This is a genomic window from Fluviicola sp. (genome assembly GCF_029266855.1).
In the GTDB taxonomy this organism is placed as follows: Bacteria; Bacteroidota; Bacteroidia; order Flavobacteriales_D; family Crocinitomicaceae; genus Fluviicola.
In genome coordinates, this window is sequence record NZ_JAQSWB010000001.1 from 336,716 (window position 1) to 362,272 (window position 25,557).

The 25,557-nt window shown below is 38.6% G+C and carries 39 protein-coding genes; 37 read left to right on the plus strand and 2 right to left on the minus strand.

The window, feature by feature from the left end:
* Window positions 1-92: 92 nt before the first annotated feature.
* From K0S23_RS01470 to K0S23_RS01500, 7 genes are all read left to right on the plus strand, one after another.
* Entirely contained in the window at window positions 93-485 is a 393-nt protein-coding gene (locus K0S23_RS01470) for an AraC family transcriptional regulator (protein WP_300353270.1), read from the plus strand.
* Window positions 486-529: 44 nt separating this feature from the next.
* On the plus strand, window positions 530-925 hold the full coding sequence (locus K0S23_RS01475; protein WP_300353273.1) for a VOC family protein: 396 nt from the start codon (window positions 530-532) through the stop codon (window positions 923-925).
* A 243-nt stretch (window positions 926-1,168) separates the two neighbouring features.
* Window positions 1,169-1,456 carry a YciI family protein gene (locus K0S23_RS01480; RefSeq protein ID WP_300353276.1) on the plus strand — a complete coding sequence of 96 codons (288 nt, stop codon included), beginning with the start codon at window positions 1,169-1,171 and terminating at the stop codon, window positions 1,454-1,456.
* 116 nt (window positions 1,457-1,572) lie between these two features.
* On the plus strand, window positions 1,573-1,971 hold the full coding sequence (locus K0S23_RS01485; RefSeq protein ID WP_300353278.1) for a nuclear transport factor 2 family protein: 399 nt from the start codon (window positions 1,573-1,575) through the stop codon (window positions 1,969-1,971).
* Between the two features lie 30 nt (window positions 1,972-2,001).
* Complete coding sequence (locus K0S23_RS01490) at window positions 2,002-2,541, plus strand: DUF5946 family protein (protein WP_300353280.1); 540 nt, start codon at window positions 2,002-2,004, stop codon at window positions 2,539-2,541.
* Window positions 2,542-2,557: 16 nt separating this feature from the next.
* The gene (locus K0S23_RS01495) at window positions 2,558-3,712 is read left to right on the plus strand and encodes a phosphatidylserine/phosphatidylglycerophosphate/cardiolipin synthase family protein (protein WP_300353283.1); all 1,155 of its coding nucleotides are present in this window, start codon (window positions 2,558-2,560) and stop codon (window positions 3,710-3,712) included.
* A 38-nt stretch (window positions 3,713-3,750) separates the two neighbouring features.
* Window positions 3,751-4,317, plus strand: a complete 567-nt coding sequence (locus K0S23_RS01500; RefSeq protein WP_300353285.1) for a dihydrofolate reductase family protein — start codon at window positions 3,751-3,753, stop codon at window positions 4,315-4,317.
* Window positions 4,318-4,331: 14 nt separating this feature from the next.
* On the opposite strand, the gene K0S23_RS01505 is transcribed toward K0S23_RS01500, so the two are convergent.
* Window positions 4,332-4,700 carry a cupin domain-containing protein gene (locus tag K0S23_RS01505; protein WP_300353288.1) on the minus strand — a complete coding sequence of 123 codons (369 nt, stop codon included), beginning with the start codon at window positions 4,698-4,700 and terminating at the stop codon, window positions 4,332-4,334.
* A gap of 234 nt (window positions 4,701-4,934) precedes the next feature.
* On the opposite strand from K0S23_RS01505, the gene K0S23_RS01510 reads away from it, so the two are divergent.
* The 29 genes from K0S23_RS01510 (at window position 4,935) to K0S23_RS01650 (ending at window position 24,135) form a co-directional block, all read left to right on the plus strand.
* Window positions 4,935-5,294, plus strand: coding sequence for a DUF6713 family protein (locus K0S23_RS01510; RefSeq protein ID WP_300353291.1), 360 nt, complete (start codon window positions 4,935-4,937; stop codon window positions 5,292-5,294).
* Window positions 5,295-5,330: 36 nt separating this feature from the next.
* Window positions 5,331-5,912 carry a Crp/Fnr family transcriptional regulator gene (locus tag K0S23_RS01515; RefSeq protein ID WP_300353294.1) on the plus strand — a complete coding sequence of 194 codons (582 nt, stop codon included), beginning with the start codon at window positions 5,331-5,333 and terminating at the stop codon, window positions 5,910-5,912.
* A 54-nt stretch (window positions 5,913-5,966) separates the two neighbouring features.
* Window positions 5,967-6,578, plus strand: a complete 612-nt coding sequence (locus K0S23_RS01520) for a hypothetical protein (RefSeq protein ID WP_300353296.1) — start codon at window positions 5,967-5,969, stop codon at window positions 6,576-6,578.
* 60 nt (window positions 6,579-6,638) lie between these two features.
* Complete coding sequence (locus K0S23_RS01525; RefSeq protein WP_300353299.1) at window positions 6,639-7,052, plus strand: hypothetical protein; 414 nt, start codon at window positions 6,639-6,641, stop codon at window positions 7,050-7,052.
* A gap of 22 nt (window positions 7,053-7,074) precedes the next feature.
* Window positions 7,075-7,476 carry a hypothetical protein gene (locus tag K0S23_RS01530; RefSeq protein ID WP_300353301.1) on the plus strand — a complete coding sequence of 134 codons (402 nt, stop codon included), beginning with the start codon at window positions 7,075-7,077 and terminating at the stop codon, window positions 7,474-7,476.
* Window positions 7,477-7,487: 11 nt separating this feature from the next.
* Complete coding sequence (gene arr / locus K0S23_RS01535; protein WP_300353304.1) at window positions 7,488-7,922, plus strand: NAD(+)--rifampin ADP-ribosyltransferase; 435 nt, start codon at window positions 7,488-7,490, stop codon at window positions 7,920-7,922.
* 175 nt (window positions 7,923-8,097) lie between these two features.
* The gene (locus K0S23_RS01540) at window positions 8,098-8,868 is read left to right on the plus strand and encodes an alpha/beta hydrolase (RefSeq protein ID WP_300353305.1); all 771 of its coding nucleotides are present in this window, start codon (window positions 8,098-8,100) and stop codon (window positions 8,866-8,868) included.
* 194 nt (window positions 8,869-9,062) lie between these two features.
* A complete protein-coding gene (locus tag K0S23_RS01545; protein WP_300353306.1) occupies window positions 9,063-10,043 on the plus strand; it encodes a BtrH N-terminal domain-containing protein in 981 nt (326 codons plus the stop codon).
* Window positions 10,044-10,080: 37 nt separating this feature from the next.
* Complete coding sequence (locus K0S23_RS01550) at window positions 10,081-10,803, plus strand: SUMF1/EgtB/PvdO family nonheme iron enzyme (RefSeq protein ID WP_300353308.1); 723 nt, start codon at window positions 10,081-10,083, stop codon at window positions 10,801-10,803.
* A 153-nt stretch (window positions 10,804-10,956) separates the two neighbouring features.
* Entirely contained in the window at window positions 10,957-11,544 is a 588-nt protein-coding gene (locus K0S23_RS01555) for a Crp/Fnr family transcriptional regulator (RefSeq protein WP_300353310.1), read from the plus strand.
* A gap of 66 nt (window positions 11,545-11,610) precedes the next feature.
* Window positions 11,611-12,192 carry a hypothetical protein gene (locus K0S23_RS01560; RefSeq protein WP_300353311.1) on the plus strand — a complete coding sequence of 194 codons (582 nt, stop codon included), beginning with the start codon at window positions 11,611-11,613 and terminating at the stop codon, window positions 12,190-12,192.
* Window positions 12,193-12,225: 33 nt separating this feature from the next.
* The gene (locus K0S23_RS01565) at window positions 12,226-12,393 is read left to right on the plus strand and encodes a hypothetical protein (RefSeq protein WP_300353312.1); all 168 of its coding nucleotides are present in this window, start codon (window positions 12,226-12,228) and stop codon (window positions 12,391-12,393) included.
* Window positions 12,394-12,514: 121 nt separating this feature from the next.
* Window positions 12,515-13,396, plus strand: coding sequence for a L,D-transpeptidase (locus K0S23_RS01570; protein WP_300353314.1), 882 nt, complete (start codon window positions 12,515-12,517; stop codon window positions 13,394-13,396).
* Window positions 13,397-13,524: 128 nt separating this feature from the next.
* Window positions 13,525-14,097: a hypothetical protein gene (locus tag K0S23_RS01575; protein WP_300353317.1), complete on the plus strand. Its 573-nt coding sequence runs from the start codon at window positions 13,525-13,527 to the stop codon at window positions 14,095-14,097.
* A gap of 90 nt (window positions 14,098-14,187) precedes the next feature.
* Complete coding sequence (locus K0S23_RS01580; protein WP_300353319.1) at window positions 14,188-15,021, plus strand: SDR family NAD(P)-dependent oxidoreductase; 834 nt, start codon at window positions 14,188-14,190, stop codon at window positions 15,019-15,021.
* Between the two features lie 63 nt (window positions 15,022-15,084).
* Window positions 15,085-15,999 (plus strand): helix-turn-helix transcriptional regulator, encoded by a 915-nt coding sequence (locus K0S23_RS01585; protein ID WP_300353321.1) that lies wholly within the window; start codon window positions 15,085-15,087, stop codon window positions 15,997-15,999.
* Between the two features lie 21 nt (window positions 16,000-16,020).
* Window positions 16,021-16,320 (plus strand): DUF1905 domain-containing protein, encoded by a 300-nt coding sequence (locus K0S23_RS01590; RefSeq protein WP_300353324.1) that lies wholly within the window; start codon window positions 16,021-16,023, stop codon window positions 16,318-16,320.
* A gap of 28 nt (window positions 16,321-16,348) precedes the next feature.
* A complete protein-coding gene (locus K0S23_RS01595) occupies window positions 16,349-16,912 on the plus strand; it encodes a Crp/Fnr family transcriptional regulator (protein ID WP_300353327.1) in 564 nt (187 codons plus the stop codon).
* A gap of 73 nt (window positions 16,913-16,985) precedes the next feature.
* Window positions 16,986-17,957: a hypothetical protein gene (locus tag K0S23_RS01600; RefSeq protein ID WP_300353329.1), complete on the plus strand. Its 972-nt coding sequence runs from the start codon at window positions 16,986-16,988 to the stop codon at window positions 17,955-17,957.
* A gap of 14 nt (window positions 17,958-17,971) precedes the next feature.
* Window positions 17,972-18,691, plus strand: coding sequence for a porin family protein (locus K0S23_RS01605; protein ID WP_300353331.1), 720 nt, complete (start codon window positions 17,972-17,974; stop codon window positions 18,689-18,691).
* 1 nt (window position 18,692) lies between these two features.
* Complete coding sequence (locus K0S23_RS01610) at window positions 18,693-19,289, plus strand: N-acetyltransferase (RefSeq protein WP_300353333.1); 597 nt, start codon at window positions 18,693-18,695, stop codon at window positions 19,287-19,289.
* A 73-nt stretch (window positions 19,290-19,362) separates the two neighbouring features.
* Window positions 19,363-19,821 carry an SRPBCC family protein gene (locus K0S23_RS01615; RefSeq protein ID WP_300353336.1) on the plus strand — a complete coding sequence of 153 codons (459 nt, stop codon included), beginning with the start codon at window positions 19,363-19,365 and terminating at the stop codon, window positions 19,819-19,821.
* A gap of 59 nt (window positions 19,822-19,880) precedes the next feature.
* Window positions 19,881-20,357 (plus strand): GNAT family N-acetyltransferase, encoded by a 477-nt coding sequence (locus tag K0S23_RS01620; protein ID WP_300353338.1) that lies wholly within the window; start codon window positions 19,881-19,883, stop codon window positions 20,355-20,357.
* Window positions 20,358-20,399: 42 nt separating this feature from the next.
* Window positions 20,400-21,083 carry a hypothetical protein gene (locus K0S23_RS01625; RefSeq protein ID WP_300353341.1) on the plus strand — a complete coding sequence of 228 codons (684 nt, stop codon included), beginning with the start codon at window positions 20,400-20,402 and terminating at the stop codon, window positions 21,081-21,083.
* Window positions 21,084-21,110: 27 nt separating this feature from the next.
* Window positions 21,111-21,605: an SRPBCC domain-containing protein gene (locus K0S23_RS01630; RefSeq protein WP_300353343.1), complete on the plus strand. Its 495-nt coding sequence runs from the start codon at window positions 21,111-21,113 to the stop codon at window positions 21,603-21,605.
* A gap of 3 nt (window positions 21,606-21,608) precedes the next feature.
* Window positions 21,609-22,043 (plus strand): DUF1579 family protein, encoded by a 435-nt coding sequence (locus K0S23_RS01635; protein ID WP_300353345.1) that lies wholly within the window; start codon window positions 21,609-21,611, stop codon window positions 22,041-22,043.
* 146 nt (window positions 22,044-22,189) lie between these two features.
* Complete coding sequence (locus tag K0S23_RS01640; protein ID WP_300353347.1) at window positions 22,190-22,807, plus strand: 2OG-Fe(II) oxygenase; 618 nt, start codon at window positions 22,190-22,192, stop codon at window positions 22,805-22,807.
* A 79-nt stretch (window positions 22,808-22,886) separates the two neighbouring features.
* The gene (locus tag K0S23_RS01645) at window positions 22,887-23,426 is read left to right on the plus strand and encodes a hypothetical protein (protein ID WP_300353350.1); all 540 of its coding nucleotides are present in this window, start codon (window positions 22,887-22,889) and stop codon (window positions 23,424-23,426) included.
* 16 nt (window positions 23,427-23,442) lie between these two features.
* On the plus strand, window positions 23,443-24,135 hold the full coding sequence (locus K0S23_RS01650) for an SMUG2 DNA glycosylase family protein (protein ID WP_300353352.1): 693 nt from the start codon (window positions 23,443-23,445) through the stop codon (window positions 24,133-24,135).
* A gap of 21 nt (window positions 24,136-24,156) precedes the next feature.
* Here K0S23_RS01650 and K0S23_RS01655 read toward each other — a convergent pair whose 3' ends face one another.
* Window positions 24,157-24,468, minus strand: a complete 312-nt coding sequence (locus K0S23_RS01655) for a helix-turn-helix domain-containing protein (protein WP_300353353.1) — start codon at window positions 24,466-24,468, stop codon at window positions 24,157-24,159.
* A 161-nt stretch (window positions 24,469-24,629) separates the two neighbouring features.
* On the opposite strand from K0S23_RS01655, the gene K0S23_RS01660 reads away from it, so the two are divergent.
* Entirely contained in the window at window positions 24,630-25,550 is a 921-nt protein-coding gene (locus K0S23_RS01660; protein WP_300355347.1) for a ClpXP adapter SpxH family protein, read from the plus strand.
* The last annotated feature ends 7 nt before the right edge of the window (window positions 25,551-25,557 follow it).

The window sequence follows — 25,557 nt, forward strand, 5'->3', positions numbered from 1 at the left end:
CTTAAAGTTGTTTTCAACGTAAAGACCTTAATTACAGGAAAAAGTTACAGGATCCAACACTCAATTAAACGCAATTGTTAAAGCACAATGACATGTCATTTTATCAAGAGGAAATAACCCGAATAAAGAAAATTTGTTTCTCAAACGAGAGACAATTAGCTGCTGTTGTGAAAACAAAACAGTATATAGACAACAATCTGGACAAAGAAGTGAACTTAATTTTATTGTCAAATATTGGCTTTGCTTCGAAGTTCCATCTCCTTCGACTGTTTAAAAAATATTATGGAATGACACCAAAACAATATTTGACGGATAAACGAATTGAAGAATCAATACGGAATATAAAAAGTGGAATGACCATCGCTGAAACTTGTTTTTCTGTAGGTTTTGAGTGTCCAAGCTCATTCAGTACCTTATTTAAAAGCAAAACAGGGTTTTCACCAAGCGAATTTCAAAAAAGAGCAACTTTCACAAAGTCTTTCTAATTCAAGTTTCGAAACTTTACACCCTAATCTTAAATGTAAAAAAAATGAGAGTAAAAGTAATTAGTGTACCGGTTCGGGATCAAGAAAAAGCGTTGCAGTTCTACACTCAGAAATTGGGCTTTGTAAAGAAGTTTGACGTGCCATTAGGTGAAGGCAACAGGTGGCTGACAGTTGTTAGTAAAGAAGAACCGGAAGGAACCGAAATTCTATTGGAACCCTCGCCAAACCATTTACAGGAAGCTAAAACCTATCAACAAGCACTTTTTGACAAAGGAATTCCATACACTCAATTCAATGTTGACAACACACAACAGGAGTATGAAAGACTTGTAAAACTTGGTGTGGAATTTAGCGTTAAGCCGACCGAAATGGGGACAGTGAAAATTGCGGTATTCAACGACACTTGTGGCAATAATATTCAAATTGTTGAAATGCTTTGATAAAGGTTGTTTCGATTTGTATAACAGCAAGTCACCAAAGTTCGGGCAGCGTGTAAAACTCAATTTTAGTTATATTTACCAGTAAGGCCGCTGCCATTACAAAAACCTTAGACCATTATTACAAACATTCAGAACTGAGTAAAGATTGTCTCATCGATTAACGACAATATTTGTGGTCATGACGTTATTCCAAAGCACAACAGGCAATTATTAAAAAATAAGCATGAAAGAAAACCCAATAATATGTTTATAGTTTCATTATCATACAAAAAAGACATTAACGAGGTAGAAAAATTTATTGAACCGCATATGCAATTTTTAATTAAACTGTATGAAGACAAAAAAATAATTTTTTCCGGCAGAAAAAACCCAAGAACAGGTGGTGTGATTTTATTTCGTAATGTGGAGAAGGAGGCATTGACTAACATACTCAAACAGGATCCGTTTTATCAAAATGAAGTTGCTGATTATGACATAACAGAAGTAATTCCGACTAAATATGATGAAGACTTTGCTTGTTTCATTGAATAAGGGAACACAAGCCGGCAACACTGCTGGTAACAGTGGTTTGAAAAAAGACAGGTTGATATCCTTCGCAGAAACACTTGCGCTAAAAACACAACAGACGATTAAATACATATAAAACAATGACAAACAAATTCGACAGGACGATTCCGGCTGAAGCAGTGAAGTATTTCCGCAGTTGTATTGTAAATGGGGACTTACAAGGAGCATTAAGTTGTTTCGATAAAGATGCTGCGTACATTGACAGAGACGGACAGGAAATAACAGGTTTAGACAATATTGAAAAATCAATGGAACACCTTTGTACCTGGAAACCTGAAATAACGGGAAGTAAAAATCGCGTGACAATTGTAGGGAATCTTGCAATTTGGGTTGATAAATGGACCTTAAAAGCAACTGCACCCGACGGAAATCGGATTGAAATGAATGGTGCAACCAGTTGTATGATGAAAAAAAATGATGATGGGCTTTGGCTGTGGTTAGTGGATAATCCATTTGCAGCAGAAATTTTTGAAAACTAAGGCTCATCTAATAAAAACAATAAATATAAAATGCAGGACTTTATTGACCAGGCTGAAAAAAACGGTGTAATTCTCCTTGACAAGGGGAAATGCCAGTTTTGTGGTGCAGATTATTCAAAGGGTGTTTTTGATTGTATGGAGACTTACAACCAGGGACTGGAGCTTTTGGATTTTAGTAATCCTGAAAATCACCTGTCACGGTTTTTAAGTGTCGATGCACACGCCTTGCAGCATCCGGAAATTCATGGACGGTGGAGCAATCATTTTCATTTGACAAGACTAAACCTCATATTTGACAAAAAAGTAAAGTGGGACTACAAAAAGTCGCCGCTGTTAAGTAACTATTTGAACAAATATAAATCAGACAGGCCGAATGAAGTTCTTGTTCTTCCTAATCCCTTGAAAAGAGGGGGAATGACATCAAAAGATTTGATAAAAGCAACAACGGCAGAAGAGTGTATTGAATTAGTAAGAGAATGGGCGAAGGAAGTTTATGCTTCCTGGAGTTTAAATCATTCGTTGGTTTCACAAATAGCGAATGGTTTTTTGGACGAAAACACTAAAAGATAAAGAAAAACGAAACAAGGTGATCAAAACTCACAAATCGGTAGAATCCATTGAACTTGTGCATAGCGGAGAAGACTATTTTTCCCGCTTAAAGACTATGATTTCAAATGCACAGAATGAAGTTCATTTTCAAACCTACATTTTTGACAACGATTCAACGGGATTAGAAATAGTTGAAGCATTGAAGGAAGCTGCCGCCAGAAAAGTAAAAGTGTTTGTATTGCTTGATGGATACGGTTCTTTTAAATTACCAAAAACCATTTTCAGGGATCTTGTAAAACACGGGATCAGTATCCGTTTTTTTTCACCCTGGTATTCAATAAATAATTTTTATGTCGGGAGAAGACTGCATCATAAAGTCATTGTAGCTGATGGAGAAGTAGCACTCATTGGTGGAATCAATATTGCAGATAAATATCGTGGTTCAGATTCTGTGTTGCCATGGCTTGATTATGCAGTTCAAATTAATGGTGCTGCCTTTTGTAAGCCGCTTCAGCAATTGTGCGGAAATATTTATTCTAAAGAGAATAAACTAAGAAAACGCAGCATTATATCACGGATTAATAATGACAAAGGAGCAGTGATTAAATTACTTCGAAATGACTGGCTCAATCAAAAAAATGAAATAAGTAATGCATACCTGAGCAAACTGAGAAAAGCCGACAAAGAGGTGATCGTAGTTGCAAGTTATTTTTTACCGGGTAGAAAATTTTCAAAGGTCTTGAAAAGAGCGGCAAAGAGAGGAGTAAAGATCAAAATAATTTTATCGGGAGTTTCCGATTTACCGATTGTCATGCGCGCCACACGTTACCTGTATTCATCGCTTCTTGAGCAGGGAATAGAATTGCTGGAATGGAATAAGTCTGTTTTGCATGGCAAGTTAGCGCTTGTTGACGATACCTGGAGCACCATTGGCTCTTTTAATATAAACCACCTGAGTTCTTACGGAAGCATTGAAATGAATGTCGAAATAAATTCGTCAAAACTTCTGCATACAATTGATGAACATTTAAGGGATGTAATAGAGCAATGTGAAACTGTAACGTTTGAAACCATTAAATCCAGGTGGGGAATAATTGAAAGCATTAAGAATTGGATGGCATACTTTTTTGTAAGAATTGCGCTGGTCATAGCAACATATTTACCTTACAAACGATTTGGCAAGTTTTACTGAAATAAAAACTTTTGAAACAGGATCTTTAAATAGAACATATGAGAAAGATAATTGCAGCGATCAATATGAGTCTGGATGCATATTGTGACCACACTGCCATGACTCCGGATGAAGAAGTACATGAACATTATACGGAACTGTTAAAGAAGGGAGATGCGATTCTTTATGGCAGAACAACCTATCAGTTGATGCAGTACTGGCAGCCGATAGCGCAAAATCCCTCGGGTGAAAAATCAATGGACGACTTTGCCAAGGCAATAGATCAAATTCCGAAAATCGTTTTTTCGAACACATTGAACCCGGAAACTATCGGGTGGGAGAGTGCACAATTGGCAAAACATACGCTTGAAGAGGAAGTTTTAAAACTCAGACAAAAACCCGGGAGAGACATTTTCATCGGCAGCCGTAGTTTAATTATCCTGTTGATGAACCTCCATCTGCTTGATGAATTGCAGCTTTGTGTTCACCCTGTTGTGGTGGGAGCCGGTTTGCCCTTATTTGAAAACATAAACGAGAATACCATGCTTAAACTCACAAAAACGAAAAACTTTGGTGGTGGGGCGGTAATCCTTTACTACGAGCCGGTAGACGGAAAAACTACTTGAAATTAAGCTGACGCTTATTCGTATCCGCTCTTGATCACCGTTAAAATTAATTTAAACCGCCCATTAGGTTCAATATGACTCGGCTTGTGAGCTGGTATAAGGATACCATCTCCAGTTTTGAGTGTAGATGCCTTCCCGTCAATCTCAATAATTGCACTGCCATCAATAATTTGCACGTAAGTATCAAAAGGAGAAACCTTCTCATTAAGTCCTTCTCCGCTTGCAAACGATAGCGCGTTTATTGAGCCGGTTGCCTTTTTCATGATAGACTTACTGACAACGGCATTATGCTCATATTCGATCAGCTCGATGACAATATGGGAAGTGCCCTTCTCAATTTCTCCTTCTTTATCTGGCAAATTTTCTAATTCTTTCGTATCCATGATTTCCAGGGTTAATGATAAACTTCTATAAATAACAAAACTGAGATTATTAGTTGATTAAGTAGTTACATAATTCACTGAAAAAAGTATCATTTTTTACATCTGAGAAAAAATAAACCATTCGATGAATACATATAATAGGCTGAATGAAAGCCGAATATTGAGTGGGCTGTTTTACCAGGAAAGAACTAAATCTTACACTTTGCACTATATTGATTAGTTTTGAGATAGCGTATGGCTGGACACATCTTCTTTTACCTGGGGCTTTCTCTTTTGTTAATCCACGAAATGGATGCAATTCGCTGCAAAGAATGGAGAATTTTCCCTGGGCTTTCGATGCTCAACGATAGTTGGGGTTATAAAATATTTGTGTTTGCTCACATTCCCTTGCTATTTTTTCTCTTCCTTGGATTATCCGGGCAGGGAACCAATGAACGATTAATATCCGGACTGGATATTTTCTTTATAGCCCATGTCGGACTTCACATCCTGTTTCTTGCACACAAACGAAACGAATTCAAAGACTGGATCTCATGGACCATTATCCTGGGAACAGGTTTTTTTGGACTAATGGACCTGACAATTACACTTTAGTAACTAAATCCGGGAAACGATATTTTTACAAATACAATGAATTTCGAAGAAATAATAGCGAATGTAGAACTTCACTTCTTAACCTTGACAGATGAATGCCGGAGGGATTTGAAGAAAGTCTCGAAAATAATGACACTTGAACGGGAGACACTTCTCGTGAAAGAAGGACAACTTGCCGACAAAACCTATTTTATAGCCAAGGGTTCGGCAAGGGCTTTTTATCTGAAAGACGATAAAGACATCACGGATTGGTTCGCCTTTGAAAATAATTTCATCAATTCGATAAACAGCTTTTTTCTGCATATCCCAAGTCCCCATTTTATTGAAGTTTTGGAACCAAGTATCCTGCTGGAAATTTCAAGAGAAAACATTGATTTGCTCTCTGACAGGTACCAGGAATTCGACAGATTGGGGAAAATAGCAATAACTAAAACCTTGCTGCAGCTTCAGCAGCGCGTCGTTTCCATTCAATTTGAAACCGCACAGCAGAAATACGAAAACATCTTACAGATCAGACCCGACATTACTCAAAGAGTTGCCCTCACACATATTGCTTCCTACCTGGGAATCACATTGGAAACACTAAGCAGAATCCGAAACCCTAAAAAACGAATTTGATCTATATCAAATGAAGTTTAAAGAAAGATGCTGACTTTTGCTCAAATCTGGAAAATGAGACGAGCACATTACCTGTCAGGACTAATAATAACACTTTTCACAGGATTGCATTTATTCAACCATGTATGCAGCCTTTTTGGTGCAGAAACGCACATTGAAACAATGCGTATACTGCGTCACTTTTATCGCAACCCCTTTATAGAAACAATTTTGTTGTTTGCTGTAGTGGTCCAGATTATTTCGGGGCTTAAGCTTTTTAAAATAAGTAGGAAATCTGCTGCTTCCCGGTTTGATAAACTTCATATTTGGTCAGGACTTTACCTGGCATTTTTCTTTATCTTTCATGTTAGTGCAGTTATGATTGGAAGGGGAGTATTAAACCTTGATACCAATTTCTATTTCGGTGTAGCCGGTTTGAACACATTTCCCTTTAATTTGTTTTTTATTCCATATTATACCTTCGCGATCTTATCTTTTTTCGGGCACATTGCTTCTATTCACAATAAAAAAATGAATAGCAACATTTTAAGCTTTACACCCGGTCAACAGGCAAAGGCAATCCTCGTTTTTGGATTTGTATTAACAGTCATTATTTTTTATGGACTGACAAATCGTTTCCAGGGTGTGCTTGTTCCGGCTGAATACAACATTTTAATCGGAAAGTAACTGACAGAGTCAGTCGTTTTTTACCGACTTTTACGGAAATTTGACAACCTGAAATAAAGAATGAAAGACCCGTTTACAGAATTGATTAAAGAATCTGATATCGATTTAAAGATGTGGAACCGGATTAAATGGACTTTTATTTCCATACTTCTCCTGGTGCTTTCAATCTATCTTATAAACGAAACTTCAAAGGGAAATTGCTCACCATATTATGATTCGATTAATGAAGAATATACTGGTAAAGTAGTTGCAAAGTATTGGGATGAAAATAACCACATGAATGAAACTGTTGAGCTTGAAAATAAACGGATTACAATTAATCCCTTTGATAAGTCTGCCTATTTTGACTCAATTGAAATTGGAGATGTCGTTGTGAAGAATAGGGGGAGCCTTACCTATTTTATAGTCAGAGAGAACGATACTTTAGCGTTTGAAAATACGGAGGCAGATTGTAAAAAATATTTGACCCATTGAAACTAAACTAACAGGAAATAATATGAATATAGCTATTTTAAGCGCAAACATTTTGACACTTTTCGCATTTGTGTTACACACTTTTGTGGGCGACAAAGAACTGAAAGTCAACGAACCTTCAGAAACAAGCGAAGATAAATTCCTGAAAAGAGAAAAATGGACCATGGCGCGGTGTGGCTGGCATTGGATCTCGTTTGATTTGCTATTTGCTTCAATAGGGCTTGCATTGATCAATTTCACAAACTTTTTCGATAACGAAAAAACATTGCTGCAAATCCTGACCATTTACTTTTTAGGTTATGCAATCGTTTGGGTAATTACAATTACCATCTCCAAACAATTTCCTAAAAATTACCTGAAACTGGGACAGTGGATTCTGCTCCTGTTAATCAGCGGACTCATCTATTTTGGAACAAATTTTTAATTGAAATAAGAATGGAAAAAAAACAGGAAACCCAATCTATTCAAAGTCCCTTTTCTCAGACGTATTTCCATGGTACGAAGGCCGACCTGAAAATCGGCGAGCTGATCGAAACGGGGATCCATTCAAACTATGGTCAACGAAATAAGGCCGGCTATATTTACCTCACAGCAACGCTGGATGCCGCTATTTGGGGTGCCGAGCTTGCTTTGGGAGAAGGAAATGAACGAATTTACTTAGTAGAACCGACCGGTCCGATTGAGGATGATCCTAATTTAACGGACAAGAAATTCCCTGGTAATCCCACTAAATCATATCGCTCGAAACATCCATTCAAGATTGTGGGAGAAGTTACTGTTTGGCAGGGACATTCACCCGAACAGGTCAAAGCTATGAAAGATGGATTGGCAAAGCTGAAAGAAAACGGAATTGAGGCCATTGAAGATTAATAGGTACAGTCAATACCGATGCTAAAAAGTCTTTTTTTTTGCGTGATTTCTTTGTACTTTTAATACAGTTCTTTCAAGCTCATTTGAGTGGTGAAGATGGAGAACTGTATTCCCGGTCAAAGGGAAATATCTTATGAAATCCCCGCAATGTTTAATCTTAAAAAAAAGGAGACTCATGGCAAACATAACATCCAAAGACGGTACACTAATAGCATTTGAACAAACAGGAAAAGGTTCACCGATCATTATTGTGAATGGAGCTTTAACCGACCGCAATGGCGGTAAATCACTAGCAGCGGAACTCTCGGAACATTTTACGGTGTTTATTTACGACAGGCGCGGACGCGGGGAGAGTACAGATGTGCAGCCTTACGCGGTGGAACGGGAAATTGAGGATATCGAAGCACTCATTCGGTATGCAGGCGGATCGGCTTGTCTCTTCGGCGGTTCATCAGGAGGTGCATTGTCCTTACAGGCAGCAAGCAAACTGGGACCGTCTATGATCACAAAGATTGCTCTCTATGAAACTCCCTACGGTCAGCAAAAGCAAGATTTTGACAAACAGAAAAAAGAAATAACCGAACTGGTTAAAACAGGGAAGCCCGGTGATGCTGCAGTTTATTTTCTGTCGCAAATCGGCACTCCTCCGGAAGCACTGGAAGAAATGAAAAATTCACCTCAATGGGAGACTATTAAAAAGATCGATTTTACCCTCGTTTACGACTATTTGGTTCTGGGGGATGGTGCCATACCTCAAACTAAGGTAAAGAACATTTCTGTTCCGGTACTGGTTATGGATGGAGAGCATGCTGCCGATTTTATCCGTGCAAGTGCCGACGAACTTGCACACCTTATCCCGGACGCCAAACGCAAAATACTCAAAGGCCAGACACATCAGGCCGATAACGAGGTTTTGGTGCCGGTATTAGTTGAATTTTTCAGTTAAGCCTGCCTGCAATAATTGCTGCATTTTGATTTTTATTTAGATTGCGGATAAAATCAGGAGTCGAAATGCATTCTCAATAACCTTGATTAAGAACGAAATCCTAACTTTGATAATTGGGAAGCACGCTTATTGCATGGATTTCACTTCAGAATGTGAACAATCAATAAAAGCAAGCGGTACTATTATTCGGCGCAATGACACTACAAAAAATACAACCGTTTGACGGACAACATTGTGAAACCACAGCTACGGGAACGTTGTTGAAACAATTGGGAATTGAACTTTCGGAAGCCATGCTTTTCGGTTTGGGTGAGGGCCTTGGTTTTATCTTTTGGAATATGAAATCAATGGATTTTCCTTTCATTGGCGGCCGCGTAAAACCGGATGTTCTGACTGAAAACATTGCAAGGAATCTAAATCTTGAATTGACAGTAAAAGAAACCGCATCAGCTAAAAAAGCCTGGGAAAATGTCAAGGAACTGATCGATCAGGGACAAGTTGTCGGATTGAAACTGGATTGTTATCATTTGGAATATTTTTCAAAACCATTTCATTTTGCTGGTCATTACGCCGCAATATATGGTTACGACAGTGAAAATGCTTTCCTGGTCGATACCCGGCAACAAGGTGGAAAGGTGAAGACCAGTTTAAAAAGTCTGGCTTTGGCAAGAGCCGAAAAAGGTCCGATGTCATCTAAAAATTTGTTTTACACCCTGCGGAAAACAGATCGGGAAATAGATTTAAAAACTGCTGTTGTTACTGCAATTAGAAATAACGCTGCTGATTATTTAAATGCTCCGATTACAAATGTCGGATACAGAGGGATTTTGAAAACAGGTGCCGAAATCATCAAATGGTTTAAGAACAGCAAGAATATTGAAAACGAGTTTAAGTCAGCTGCTATGCTCATGGAAAAAGCAGGAACTGGCGGAGCATTATTTCGGAATTTGTACCGGGACTTTTTAAAAGAAAGTTATGATTTACTTCAATTGGAAAAACTGCAAACAGGATATGAAGCTTTTGTTGAAATAGCTGAGCTTTGGACTTCTGTTTCTCAACTATTTGAAAAAGTAAGTCAAACGAAAGATTTTGAGTATATCCGTCAGGCGTCAGACATTTTGAAAACACTTTCAGAGAAAGAGAAAAAGGCTATGGAATTATTGGCTGGAATTTAGTCAGGTAAAATAAAAAATGATAAAAAACTGTGATCAAGTGAACACAAGCGAAATAAATGCAAGCATCCTTTCAGAAATTGAAGAGCAACTGGTAGAAATACCGGCTGGAAACATCGAATTGCGGGATGATCGGACAAAACAAAAATGGACCGTTGAGATTCAACCCTTCCTGATCTCAAAATTTCCGATCACTCAAGAAGTATACTTTGCTGTTACAAATGAAGATCCAAGTACCATTAAGGGCAATAAACTTCCGGTGGAGACAATTACCTGGAAAGAAGCAGTAACTTTTTGTAATCGTTTATCAGTTAATGCGGGATTAAATCCGTGCTACCAAATTCCGGATGAAGATGAAAACATCACCTTTCACAACACTGCAAATGGATTTCGTTTACCAACGGAAGCAGAATGGGAATATGCTTGTAAAGCAGGAACAAGCGGAATCAGGTACGGGGAATTAAACGCGATTGCCTGGTACAAAGAAAATTCCGGAAATACCACGCATAATGTCGGACAAAAAGAACCCAATACTTGGGGGCTTTACGATATGTTGGGCAACGTATGGGAATGGTGTTCCGATATTTATGACGAGACCGTCTATGGTTCTTACCGTTTATTCAGAGGAGGTGGCTGGTGTGATGAAGAGCGAAGTGTGATGGCAACCACGCGCAGAAGAAGCCACCCGTTAAAATTCAAAATTGACGATCTTGGATTCAGGATAGCAAGAAACAACGATAAGAAGAGGGAACCGGAGTCATGAAGGGATCCGAATGATTAAAATGAAAAAGAATACAGTTGCCGCAGCTGGTATTTCACTGCAGTTTTTATTTATATCTTCGAATCACAAGTACTTTCTTGTATCGGAATTTGACTGATTACAATTTCTTTAGTTGCTTATACAAAACGAACCCGGATGATTGAACAAAATTTAAAAGAAACCTTTGATCCACATTTTAATGCACCGATTGAAGTTTGGAAACAGTTAGCTGAATTAGGTGAGGTAGTTCGTTACAAAAAGAATGAGGTAATCAAGCAAGCAAATCAAATAGAACGTTACGGGTATTTTTTAATTTCCGGCTCCTGTGGTTTATTTGTTTGGAAAGAGAATAATTTTATTTGCCTGGATTTGTACCTGGAAAACAATTTTTTTGCGGATGAAATTTCCCTGAATAGTGGAGAACCTTCTCCGGTTGAGATAGTTGCACTTGAAATGTCTTCCGTCTTCAGGATCTCTAAATCAAACATTGAAAAGCTAAAACAAACTCCTATGGGAAACCAGCTTTTTATGATAGGTGCAGAAAATGACTACGTGATAAAACAGAAGCAACATCTTGATTTTCTTACTAAATCAGCAGAAGAGAGGTACATTGAACTGGTGAAAGATCGTCCGGAATGGATCAAGCGGATCCACCAAAAGCACATTGCCTCTTATCTGGGTATTACTACACAAAGTTTGAGCAGAATCAGGAAGAAAACAGGAAATTTTGATTTGTTACCATAAGGTAACTTTTTTGAAAATCGATTGATACAAATTTGCAGCATTATTAACTTATTAAAAATGCTTCAAATGAAAAAATCACACCTGTTTGTTCTTTTATTTTTAATCCTGTCATCTCAATTGAGTGCTCAAAACACACACGGTATCAGCAGAAAGGGATTCGTTTTCGGTATATCAGTCGGAGCAGCACATTCGACCGTGTGGTTCCCTGCTAAAAGTCAAAACGATCCGGGCTTTGCATTGGATGCGAAATTGGGATATATGCTCAAGCCGGATCTTGCACTTTTGTTGACCACAAATGTTTCGGTATACGACTATTCCGGGTTTGGAAGAGATCGAAAAAGAGATTTCGGGATTTTGGCGCCTGCTTTACAATACTGGTTAAATGATCGGTTTTGGGTTCTGGGTGGAGTTGGGCTTGGTGGTGATAACCCGGTGTTTTGGGATATCAGAAACCCGGATAATGATCCCTTGGAAACAAAATATTATCCCGGATTAGGAGTAGTTGGGGGAGTAGGTTATGAAATCTACCAAAGAAAAAGTTTTGCACTTGATCTTAAGGTAAAGACCACCTACCGGAACGTACAACTCCAGGAAGGTAGGACCAATGGATTATCATTTGCTGTTCTGCTGGGTGTAAACCTGTATTAATTTTCCTATTTTTAATAAACTTAAATTTTAAGTATGAAAACAAAAAATGCAATCCTGATTCTGCTGATCTTAGTTAATTGTGTGGTTTTGCTTGGTCAGATCTGGCCGGAAGGTGTGCCCCCGTTTGCACGAATTGTGAACATTGTTTTTCTCGTTTCCAGTTTACTGTTCTTCATCGTTTCGCTGGCGAAGAAATGGTAATTCATACAGCCTTCAGTGAATTTGACAAAAAATACTAAAAAGAAGTATGCTGCATAATTTCCAATAATTATGTAACAATTTGTAAGGTAATTTGACTGAGATTTAAAGCAAGAAATCCGCTATGAAAAAATCAGTCATTGTTCTAAATATGCTCGTTGCAGTTTTGCTTTCGTGTCAGCAAAATCAAAAGCCACCTGCTAAAGATAATGAGGATAACAAAGTCCCGGAATGGCGGGAACCTGAACGAATCGCGTATGAAATCAAAAATGCCCGGGAATGGCTGCAGGACAGCAGTATCACATCCCCGGAGCAGGAAATTGTTTTTGCCGTAAACCGTACAGATCGCAAACATTTCATGAAAATGGATTCGGTAATCATACCTGTGGATCTGAGCGGAGATCTTGTTTATTATCTTCCCTTTCCTTTGGAGCTCCCTTATTTGAGGGATATTGATAAGATTATTTATTTCTCTTACCATACACAAACATTTGCGGCTTACGAGTATGGGATTTTGGTGTATACCGGACCCACCAATATGGGAAGAGAGAAAGATCCCACTCCGACGGGGCTCTTCTTTACAAACTGGAAGGCGGAAAAGACAATCAGCACCTTCAACGATGAATGGGATTTACGCTGGAATTTCAATATTGAAAACAAAGCGGGAGTTGGCTGGCATCAATATGATCTGCCAGGATACCCGTCTTCCCATTCATGTTTGAGGCTTCTGGAAAAAGACGCGAAATACCTATACAACTGGGCCGATCAATGGGTGCTTGAAAACAGGACGAAAGTGCGTGTTAAGGGAACGCCGGTGATTGTTTTCGGGGCTTATGATTTTCATGGATCGAAACCCTGGCTCCAGTTAATACATGATCCACATGCATTGGATATTTCGGAGGAAGAATTGGAAGAGGTAACGGAACCTTTTTTGAATGAGATCTTTATGGAACAGGAAAACAGGGAAGACTACCTGCTTACTATCGATCAGACTGAAAACAGTTAAAATCAGCGGGATTATTCGGATATGTTTTTATTTGACATTTACCTGATATTTGTACATTTAACAGTTGGATTGGGATAAACCTTTAATCGGAATAGAAAATAAATCGATTAAAGAAAACAACTAATTGTATGGCTGTATCAATATGTGCATTTAACTCGCTGGAATTAGCTGATGAAGAGTTAATAAACGATGGATTGAATCTGTTTGTAAAATGGGAATTGAGTGATCAATTCAGCGACTTATTGCTTCGAAGGGAAATGGTACAGGATCTTGCCGAACTGGACCAAATAGCTAAGATTGTAAATGTGAATGTTGAGCCGATTTATGCAACGAGTTTCTATTGGGATAAGGAGGAAGAAAAAGAGCATTTATCCAGGTTTAACAGCGATGAAGATCTGGAAAAACAACGAATGATCATTCAGACAAACAATGACAGTTTGTTAAAGAATATAGATAGCGTTTATGAAACAATTATTCAGTTGGAAAATGAACTTTCAAAAGTCGATCAGCTGGAATATTTGATAATAAGTTCAAACGATGGTTTTTTCCATAACAACGAGTACTTTTCAAAAAACAACCGCTCATTTGACAATTTATATAGTGATGTTAAGAAAATAAAAGAGTTTATTGAGTTTGTCAAGTCATTGGATGGCGACACGGTTTACTTTAAATTTAAAAGTGTCTATAAAAATCAATCTTAGCGTTGTTTTAGTTACAACAACCATTGAAACGGCTACATCCGTGCGACGGATCTGATCCAACTTTGCAGTGTATAATAAAAACTTATTAAAATGGACACAAACAAAGTATGGCTCGTAACGGGAGCATCAAAAGGATTAGGATTGGCGCTTGTTAACCGATTGATTGAACAAGGATATAAAGTAGCAGGAACATCCCGAACACTGGCAAGCCTTGAAAAGATTTCAAATGCGGAGAACTTTCTTCCACTGGAAATGGATATCCTGAATGAAGAAAATGTGCATAGAGGAGTTGAAGCCATTATTAAAAAATTCGGGAAAATTGATGTGCTTGTAAACAATGCCGGGTATGGTCAGCTAGGAACACTGGAAGAACTTTCAGACAAAGAAGCACGTGAGAATTTCGATGCAAATGTTTTCGGGTCTCTGAATGTGATACGGCAGGTGATGCCTTGGATGCGTATACAAAAGTCCGGACATATCTTGAACGTGGCGTCAATAGGAGGCTTACTTGGAACATTTCCGGGATGGGGAGTGTACTGCGCTACAAAATTTGCAGTTGCCGGATTCACTGAAGCGCTTGCTTCTGAGGCAGGCGAATTCGGAATTTATGCTACGGTAGTCTACCCGGGCTACTTCAGAACGAATTTTCTCGAATCGGGGTCACTGAAAACACCGGCCAATCCGATTAATGACTACACTGCAGCCCGCGAATTGGAATTGAAGCACGAAAAAGAGATTGCCGGAAATCAACCCGGAAACCCGGAATTGGCAGCAGAGGCCTTTATAGTTCTTGGAAATATGCAAAATCCGCCGCTGCACTTTGTTATGGGTTCTGATGCATATGGAATGGCCGAAATGAAATTGAAAATGCTTCAATCAGACTTGACGTCAAACGAATCATTAAGTAAATCAACAGATTATTAATTTTCAGATTCAGAGTTAGGGCGATTGTTTCAATTGCCCTATCTTTGATTTAATTGTGCAGCTATGAAAAACAAGCAGGTTTTAGTCTTGAATTCGATCAGTGATTTTCATAAAATTGCAGGTTTGCCGGCACCCGAACATCCTCTGGTAAGTGTGATCGACTATGGTTTGGTTGACTACCAGACCGATGATAGCGAAATTAGCTGGTTACAGCATTTTTACTGTATTGGGTTAAAGCATGATATGAAAGGAAGGTTCCGCTATGGTCATCAGCAATACGATTTTGAGGGTGGGATTGTTTCCATGGTTTCTCCCGGACAGCTTGTTCAGATAACGATCGATAAAACACCCCCGAAACCCACCGGAATCATTCTCTGTCTTCATCCTGATTTCCTTTGGAACAACCCGATGGCAAAGAAAATAAAGGAGTACGATTATTTCGGTTATTCCGTAAATGAAGCCCTCTTTGTTTCCGAAAAGGAAGAAGAAGTTATTCTGGACGTACTTCAAAAAATGAAGCAGGAATACCACAATAATATCGATGCTTTTAGCCAGGGAATTATTCTTGCACACCTGGAGGTATTACTGAACTATTTTGAACGTTTTTACCAGCGACAGTTTATTACACGCCAGAAAAGCAATCACCTGATCCTGGAAAAATTGGAAAACTTACTCAATAGTTATTTCAGGTCCGGTGATTTGGCTGAAAAAGGATTGCCACAGGCTCAGGATATTGCTTCCGAACTGAATATTTCAACGAACTACCTGGGAACTCTGCTGAAATCTCTTACGGGACAAACAACGCTGCAGCATATACACAGTAAATTGATTGAAACTGCTAAAGAAAAACTGAGTACTACAAAGCTTTCAGTCAGCGAGATTGCTTTTGAACTGGGATTTGAGCATTCGCAATCATTCAATAGGCTCTTCAAGTCTAAAACAGGTGTTACACCATTGGAATACCGATCCTGGAATTGAAAAAATACTTAATAACTGAAAATGCTCGGGAAAATAAAATATGATTTTTTGGAAAGTGTCTGGCAGCATGCGGCACCCGGCGGCTGGTACTTTATTTCGCTTCCGGAAAGTATTGCACAGGAGATCAGGGAAGCTCTAAGATCGGAAGAGGAGGGCTGGGGAAGATTGAAAGCAACTGCAGAAATAGGTAAAAGTAGATGGGAAACAGCCATTTGGTTTGATACAAAGAAAAACACCTATCTGCTTCCGATAAAAGCTGTGATAAGAAAAAGTGAAAGGATTGAAGCCGGGAAATTGATAAAAGTAACGGTGTATTTGTAAAACTTATCCAGTAATATAGCGTAAGAAAATGAACGAAAAATTAATTCAATACCTGAAACTCAATACCTCACTGAATAACGATCAGCTGCAAAAACTGACAGCAAGATTTGAAAGGAGAGAGTTACAGCCTGGCCGATTCTTACTAAAAAAAGGACAAATTGCCGATACTTATTTTTTCATAGAAGATGGCTATTTGAGAAGTTTCTATATAAATGGTGAAAAAGAACATACGGTGTGGATCGAAGCTCCGGGTGAGTTGACCGTTGAGATTAAAAGTCTTCGTCTTCAGCAACCGACAGAATATAACATTGTGGCAATAGAACCGGTAACTTATTATGCCATTAAAGCTGTGGAATGGGATAAGCTGATCAGTGAATTTGAAACATTGCAGGAATTCATGCTCCGGCTTTGGGAAACTCGTTTTATTATCGCTGTTGACGGATTGCGGGCTTTTCAGACATTGGATGCGAAAGGCCGATACGAATATCTATTAAAGAATTTCCCAAATTTTGAAAAATTGCCTCAACATCAATTGGCAAATATTTTAGGCATCACTCAATATTCATTAAGCAGGATTAGAAGGCAGAAATGATTTTTTGCCAAATGGCAATTTTCGGCATCTGATCATTTAGGAAATTTGTGAGAATTATAATTGTTTTCGCAGAATGTCTAAATTTTTAATTGCACTCATTATCATTTTTGGTTTGATTTTTCATCCGTCTTGTCAAAAGAAAGATCTCATCAGCTCTGATGAATCAATTCTGAGATTTCAAAAATTATCGGAGTACGGGATTTATCAGGGAAACCCATTGAATTTGGTACCGGCAAACGACTTCAAACTTTACGAAGTCTCTTCACAACTCTTCACGGATTATGCTGAAAAACAAAGACTCGTAAAGGTTCCCGTGGGCACGAAAATGTCTGCCGGTACAAACGGCCTTTTGAATTTTCCGGAAGGAACCATCCTCGTGAAAACTTTTTACTATTTCAAAAACAAACAAAATCCCGGTGCCGGAAAAAAACTGATCGAAACAAGAATCCTGGAGCTCCGGCATGGTAAGTGGATTGCAGGAACTTACTTATGGAATGATTTACAGACAGATGCACTACTGATTAATACCGGGTTTAAAAAGACCATTAACTGGATTGACGAATTGGGAAACGGAAAGGTGGTATCATACCAGATTCCGAGTCATTTGGAGTGCAGAACCTGTCATAATGTAAATAAAAATGTACAGCCGATCGGCCCCAAAGTGAGAAACCTGAATAAAGATGTAGTGAGGAACAATACGACAATCAACCAGCTGAGTTATTTTCATAACGAAGGTATATTGGATCCGGTAAATATCACCTCTTTTTCTTCGCTACCCGATTACAATGATGTGACCAAAACATTGGAACAAAGAGCCAGAGCTTACCTGGATGTGAACTGTGCGCATTGTCACAGTGAAAACGGATTTGCTTCTGGAATAAGGTACCGGATGGAATATGAGACGGATATGAATACCTCAAAAATAAAGGAAGGAAAAGCATCCATAAAATACATGATGGAGAGAGGTGATATGCCCAAGATTGGCACGACGGTAGTGGACCAGAAAGGCCTGGAATTAGTCAAAGAATACCTGGAAACACTATGAGAAATACTGCGTGCTTGATTTTTATACTGTTACTTATTCCCGGTTTATCCGTTAGCCAGCTTTCCGACACGCTTTATCGCCGATTGTCTATCGGGATCAGTTATGAAGCGAATTTATCCGGCCGTCAGCTCAATTACAGCTTGTCCAATCAATGGGTTGCCGACTTAAGGAATGAGAATGAAATGCTTAAATACGGATATACCGCCGGGTTGGTTTTCAGGTATCGGCTTCACCCAAAGCTGAATCTTGAAACCGGACTTCGATTTGCTGATAGAGGTTATACATCTCCTAAAGAAACATTGGTTTGGGAATCACCTGATCCGAAGTTTCCCTCAAAAGTGAAAACAACGGTTTCAATGAACTATGTGGAAATTCCAGTCCGATTTAATTACAAATTAAAAGTCGGTAAGTTGGATATTTATGCAATGGGTGGACTTTCATTAAATTTCCTTACGAATAAAGTCACAAGGTTTAAAATGTACTATGAAAACGTTAATAAAGACATCAATAAGGACAAAACAGATTACGGATTTGAAGAAAGAACTTACTCCTTTTCATTAGGGATTGGTATAAATATTCCTTTTGCAAAGCGGCTTTTACTGAATGTGGAACCTGTTTATAGTCAAAACTTCACTTCCATCGTAGCAGACAAGAATGCCCGTGAGTACTTGTACTCCATTGGTGTGAACACTAAACTCTTTCTGAGAATGAAAAAGAAAACCAAAAAAGCTTAAAATGAATGTGGAGATATCAAAATTAAATAAACCTGAAATTGGTGAGGTTTCCGAACTGCTGGCGAAAAGTATGTGCACTAATCCCAATCATTTGGCTATGTTTCGTTCAAGCAATCGATCAGTAGTTAAAAAGCAGCAGAGAATGTTTGAAATGGTGCTGAAAAATCCGGACAACAAATGTTTTACAGCCAGGCTTGACGGTGCAATAGTAGGAGTAATGTGTTATTCAAGTTCTGAAAAGTGTCAAATGAATCCTTTGCAAATGCTTGTATCGTTTCCCAGGTTCATAGGAATTTTTGGAAAATACCTGTTTCCGGTTTTGAAGTGGAGAATGAAATGGGCTAAGCACGATTGTCAAACGAAACACATTCATTTTGGCCCGCTCGCTGTTCACAGTGACTTCCAGGGAAAAGGTATTGGTAAGGCCTTGCTTACAAATTTCTGTGAGTTTTTGGATATTACGAATCAAACAGCTTATTTGGAAACCGATAAAGAAGAAAATGTGGCTTTGTATGAAAAGTTTGATTTTAAAACAGTAGAAACAGACACACTTTTTGGGAATACGAATTGGTTCATGCTAAGGAAAAATAAGCATTAAAAGAGAACGGATGATGGTGCATATTTGGATAAATAGTCCTAAATTAGGGAATCACTATGTTCGGATTATTCATATGGCATCAACAACAAACTCAAAAATAATCAAGGCATCACCGGAGAAAGTTTACAATGCCTTTACAGAGCAAAAAGCTTTGGAATTTTGGCTTGCCCCAAATAAGATGCAGGGTAAAATTCATGATTTTGACCTGAAAGTCGGTGGAGGCTATACCATGTCTTTGTTCTACATGGACAAAACGGCAGGGAAAACGGCTGAAAATGAAGATCGCTTTACAGCAAAGTTTGTAGAGCTCAAACCGTATGAAAAGATTGTTCAGACAATTGAATTTCATTCGGATAAAAGCGAATTTGGAGGTCAAATGACAATGGAAGTGTTTTTAGAGGAAAAAGAAAGTTCCTCTACACTGGTTACCATCGTTTTTAAAAACATTCCGGACGGAATTGACCCGAAAGACAACGAAACCGGCACGGAGGAATCGTTAAACAAATTAGCACGCTACATGAGCGATAATTAAATTTATACCAAATACAAAGCCGGATAGCCATCAGCAGTCTTAGCAATCAAACGAAGCAAATGACAATAGAAATTTTAAAACCTTCGGATTACGATTCCATTATTGGAGAGTTAAATGATTGGTGGGGAGGACGTAATATGGTGGATATGCTACCCAGGCTGTTTTTTAAGAACTTCAACAATACCAGTTTTATCATTAGGGAGAAGAATGTCGTAGCGGGATTTATTATTGGCTTTATCTCACAAACTCAGAAAATAAATGCTTATGTACATTTCATAGGTGTAAACCCGGTCATGAGAAACAAACAAATAGGCAAAAAACTGTATACACAGTTCTTTCAGACAGTTCGTGAACTTGGAGCTGAAAAAGTAGAATGTGTTACTTCGGTAAATAACGAAACCTCAATTAAGTTTCATCAGAAAATAGGATTTGGAATTGTAAATGCAGACTTTGTGAATGATAAAGGGATCGCTTATTTTAGAAATTACGACGGACCGGGAGAAGACAGGGTTCTTTTTCAATATAACTTGAAATAACAACACTCGAACCCTGGAATATCACTTGTTTAAAAGATTGGAATGAAGGGAATAACAAACATGCTGGTTTTTGCACTTATTTTGTCCGGATGTAATCAAAATGATCCGGCAAATGATCAACGGAAGATAAAACCGTGTACAATGCCGGTTTCAGATACTTTGAAGAACAATAAACCGGGCAAAGTAGTATCGGAAGGCGATTCCCTGATAGTTTTGGATGACTCTTTGTTCTCCGACATGAAATTAGTCTTCCATGAAATTTCCGGAAATGAGTTTCAATCATATAAACGAAGATATAAAGCAAACTGTGTTTTGGATGCCGGACACTTTATCAGCGGTTCAGGTCTTTTTGTGAGAAATGATTGCAATGAAATTTGTGAAACATACCTCGTTGAAAAGACAACAAACAGAAAAATGTTAATACCATCCGCTTACGATGCCGGAATATTGAATATGTTGCTTTCTCAAACATGTACCCAATTCATGGTGTGCTCATCGTACGACGGCCCTGATTTTGAAGATTATTATGAGAACAGAGCGGAATTATATCTGTTCAAAATCTTGAAAGAAACGGGGCTGAAAGGAGTGAAACCTGCTGGTCAATTTTACACGAAAGATTGGTCAATTGAGGACTTTACTTGGGTGAGTGACAAAGCAATCGCATTAAAAGTTTACGAAGGAAACGGGAGCGACGCTAACTACAGGTATTTGAAAACACACCTTTAAACAGGAGCCTGAATAAAATAGAGAAGAATGAAAAATTTTGACTGGACGACTTTCACAAGAAAAATAGCTGTTAAAGCTAAACTGTCTGATATTTATACTGCCTGGACAAAATCGTCGGAGATTGAACGTTGGTTTTTGAGTAAAGCGGTGTTCAGGGATACGGCTGGAAATTCGATAAGCGGTGACAAATCAATCGAAAAAGGATTTACCTATGAATGGTGTTGGTACTTGTATGATGTCACGGAACGGGGTAGAATTATCGAAACAAACGGGAAAGATTTTATTCAGTTTACTTTTGCCGGCGAATGTTTGGTTGATATTAAGCTTTCGGTTCAGAACGAGCATGTAATTGTGGAGCTGACCCAAAAGAATATTCCAACGGATGATGAGTCAAAAAAGGAAATCCGCTTGGGTTGCAGTACCGGCTGGTCTTTCTTTCTTGTAAATTTAAAGTCGGTTTATGAGGGCGGACTTGATTTAAGAAATAAAGAACCTGAACTGAAAGGGATGGTGAACAATTAAAAAATGAAAGATAAGAGTTTGGAATACGAACAACTGAACAGGTTTGTAGGGAAATGGAAGACAACGGGAAAGATTCCTGCATCCGGTGCAAGTCCTGAAATCAATGTTTCAGGATCGGACACCTATGAATGGCTGCCGGGCGGCTTTTTTCTGTTACACAAAGTAGATGTTTTACTTGGCGATGATAAAAATGAGACACTTGAAATAATTGGATTTGACAAGCAAAGGGATCTGTACACGATGCAGCATTATGATAACAAAGGAAATTCCGGTTTTATGACTGCTGATTATAAAGATGGAGTTTGGACCTTTCTTGGAGATAATCTGAGATTTAAAGGTGGATTTAAAAAAAATGATACGGAGTTTTCCGGTGTGTGGGAGCAATCTTCGGATGGAAAAGACTGGACACATTTCATGGAAATTCGCTTAACTAAATAACCGCACATTAATAAGCAGCATCACGTAACAGCATCACGCGAAACTTTCCGGAATAAAAGTACACAATCACTAATATAATGACGTTCTTTGACTAAGTCCTCTTTGTAAGACATACACTCGGGTAGTTAAACTTTATCATAAATAGTATGAATTTCGAAGAGATCCGGGAGCAAAATCAATTTGAAGGATTGATTCAAGGGCTTATTGATAATGAATATGGTTGCTGTAATGATTTCATACTGCCCGAAACGGTAATTGGCTTAAGCGCCAATATTCAGCAATTAAGTGATTCGGACGCAATGATGACTTCCGGACTCGGAAATAAAGGAGATTTCAAAAAAGACATTACTATCAGGGGCGACAAAATCAATTGGATAGATGGACAAAGTACAAATCCATTTGAAGTGATCTACTTAAATAAAATTGAAAAGTTCATTGTGTACTTGAATCAGACCTGTTTCACAGCAATAAAAAGCTTTGAAAGTCATTATTCATCATACGAAAAAAGCAGTTTTTATAAACGTCACCTTGATCAGTTTAAAAATGAAAAAGGACGAAAATATTCAATTGTTTTATACCTCAATGCAAACTGGGAAAAAGAGGATGGAGGCTTGTTATCACTTTATCCTAAAGGAAAGGAACAAGTTAGTATTTCTCCTCTCGGAGGACGAATGGTATTGTTCCGGAGTGATGAAATGGAGCATGAGGTCAATCCTTCTTTTACACGGAAAAGGAACAGCATCGCCGGATGGATGAAAGATTGAAATGCCAAGTAATTGACGGCAGGCTATGACTGTAAGCCAATCGATCAAAATCAATAATTCTTATCTTTAAACAATAAAGATGAGTACGGGTTTTTCAAATACGGAATTTTACAAAGAATTGGAGTCTGTTCTCCCCACGAGTTTAGGAGACCAGCGGAAAATCTGGGTTGCTTCGATTATTGAAAAGAATATTGATATCCGGGATCTGGCCAGCTTACTGAACGGTGAATATAAAGTCGCTTCCCGTTTTCTCTGGCTTTTGAGTGAAATCGGGTTGGCACGTCCGGATAAATTGTTTGCTGCCCTTCCTTTTTTACTTGATTTTACAGATAATATGAATCCGGTTTACAAGACTTCGTTTGCTAACTTTTGGCTTATCGCTGGCATTCCGCCGGAAAATGAAGGCAAAGCCATTGATATGTCGTTCCAATGGCTTCTTTCAAACGAAACAAATGTCACAATCAAATCAAGATCTGTTTTGGTGCTTTTCAAACTGACAAAAAAATATCCTGAAATTAAAGAGGAACTCAAGCTTTGCTTGGAAGATCAGATGGATAAGTATAGCAATGACTTTAGAAAAAGAGCAGTTAAAATACTAAGAGAACTGGAACGGATTTAAAGAAAAAAAAATTTTTATGGCGCTCACCTTCGCAGAGAAAGTAATTGAATTTAATCGTCAGCTAAAATACACAGGGAATCTGCCGGAAGGTTTCCAGGCGATGAATCCGTATCTGGATAATCCCGAAACGATGGAGGTCATGCAGCAGTTTTATCAGAAATATTATAGTGACTCCGAACAACGAAAGTTTATCATTGGAATCAATCCGAGCCGGCATGGAGCCGGAGTAACAGGTGTGCCCTTTACAGATACCAAACGCCTGGAAAGCGTCTGTGGGATTAAAATGCAATCAGCACATACGCACGAAATCTCTTCTGTTTTTATTTACGACCTGATTGTCGGATACGGTGGTGCAGAAAGCTTCTATAAGCAGTTTTATATCAATTCACCATTTCCTTTGGCTATTATCAGGCGAACAAAGGATGGCAATTGGCTGAATGCGAATTATTACGACGATCCCGCTCTTTTTGAAACGGTGAAAGATTTCATGCTTGCTTCTTTGAAAAACCACATCGCCATGGGGCTGGATACTTCGGAAGTCTTTGTGCTGGGAAAGAAAAATGCAGACTTCATTCGGAAACTGAATAAGGAAGCGAAGTTGTTTGATCGCTTAACAATTCTGGAGCATCCGCGTTTCATTCAGCAATACAAATTGAAGGAAAAACAGCAGTATATTGATAAGTACCTTTTGGCACTGAACAATTTATAAGATATGAAATCACTTTATTGCTTACCCCAGATTCTCCAATTGTTCAAAGATCGGAATTAAGGATTTACCTGTTTCCGTGAGATTATACTCAATATGCAATGGTTTTTCTTTAATAATCACTTTCTGAAGTAAACCTACTTCTTCCAGTTCTCTAAGCGCTACAGATAAGGTTTGTTTGTTGGCTCCGCCTATATCGCGAAGTAAAGAGCTGAAACGCAGAGGGCCGTCTGCCGCCAAACGGAAAAGTTCGGGCTTCCATTTACCCGAAAGCATTTTTAAAAGTGCCTGTGCCGGACACGTTTCGTTTTCTTCTGAATTATTTTTTGTAGTCATAAAAAACTGACTTATTGCGGAGTGATTTTATTATTCTAACCTTTACACAAATTTAGAATAAATTGCAGATTACAACAGGCAGAATGAGATGGATCCACCAAATTTTACTCACAGTAGTTACTTGTGGTATTTCGCTTTGCTATTCTCAAAACAACAATCAAATGCAGGAAAAAAACAATCCCTTGATGTGCGACATTGAAAGTGGTTTGTGTGAAGTGTCATCAAACCAGGAAGATACTTTGCCCTCTAATCCATTCAAGTCAATCAATAAGCCGGTCAAAGTTGTTTACTACACGGATCCGATTTGTTCTTCCTGCTGGGGAATCGAACCTCAATTGCGGAAATTGAAACTGGAATACGGAAACAGTATCGAAATCGAATACCGCATGGGCGGTCTATTGCCTGATTGGAATTACAACAGCGGGGGAATCAGTAAGCCCTCGGATGTAGCACATCATTGGGACGAAGTAAGCGTGTATTACGACATGCCGATCGATGGAGATGTTTGGCTGGAAGATCCCTTATCTTCTTCCTATCCGCCTTCCATTGCTTTTAAAGCCGCACAAATCCAGGATAAAGAAAAAGCAGTATTGTTTCTCCGCGAGATCCGGATTTTGGTCTTCCTGCAAAAAAAGAACATTACCAAATGGGAATATTTGGAGTCGGCTGCGAAAAGCGTCGGATTGAATTTGGAACAATTTAAAAATGATTACGAAGGGAAAGCGAAGGAACTTTTTAATGAAGATCTGAAACTGGGTAAGGAACTGGGAGTACGGGGATTCCCGACACTGTTTTTTATGGATTCTGCTGGGAAAACGGAAAAGGTTTATGGCTCCAAACCATATAGTTCGTATGAAAATGCAATCCTGGAATCGGACCCGGCGGCTGTAAAAAAGAGCTATCCGAAAAATTGGGAGAATATTTTCTCCATCTATCCGAACTTATCAGCGAAGGAATTTTCAGAACTAAGCGGTACCCCGCGAAACGAATGTGAAAAACTCCTCGACGCTTTGCTGTTAGAAGGGAAATTAGACAAACTGACCACCAAAAACGGCTCGCTCTGGAAACTAAAGAACAAATAATTAACAC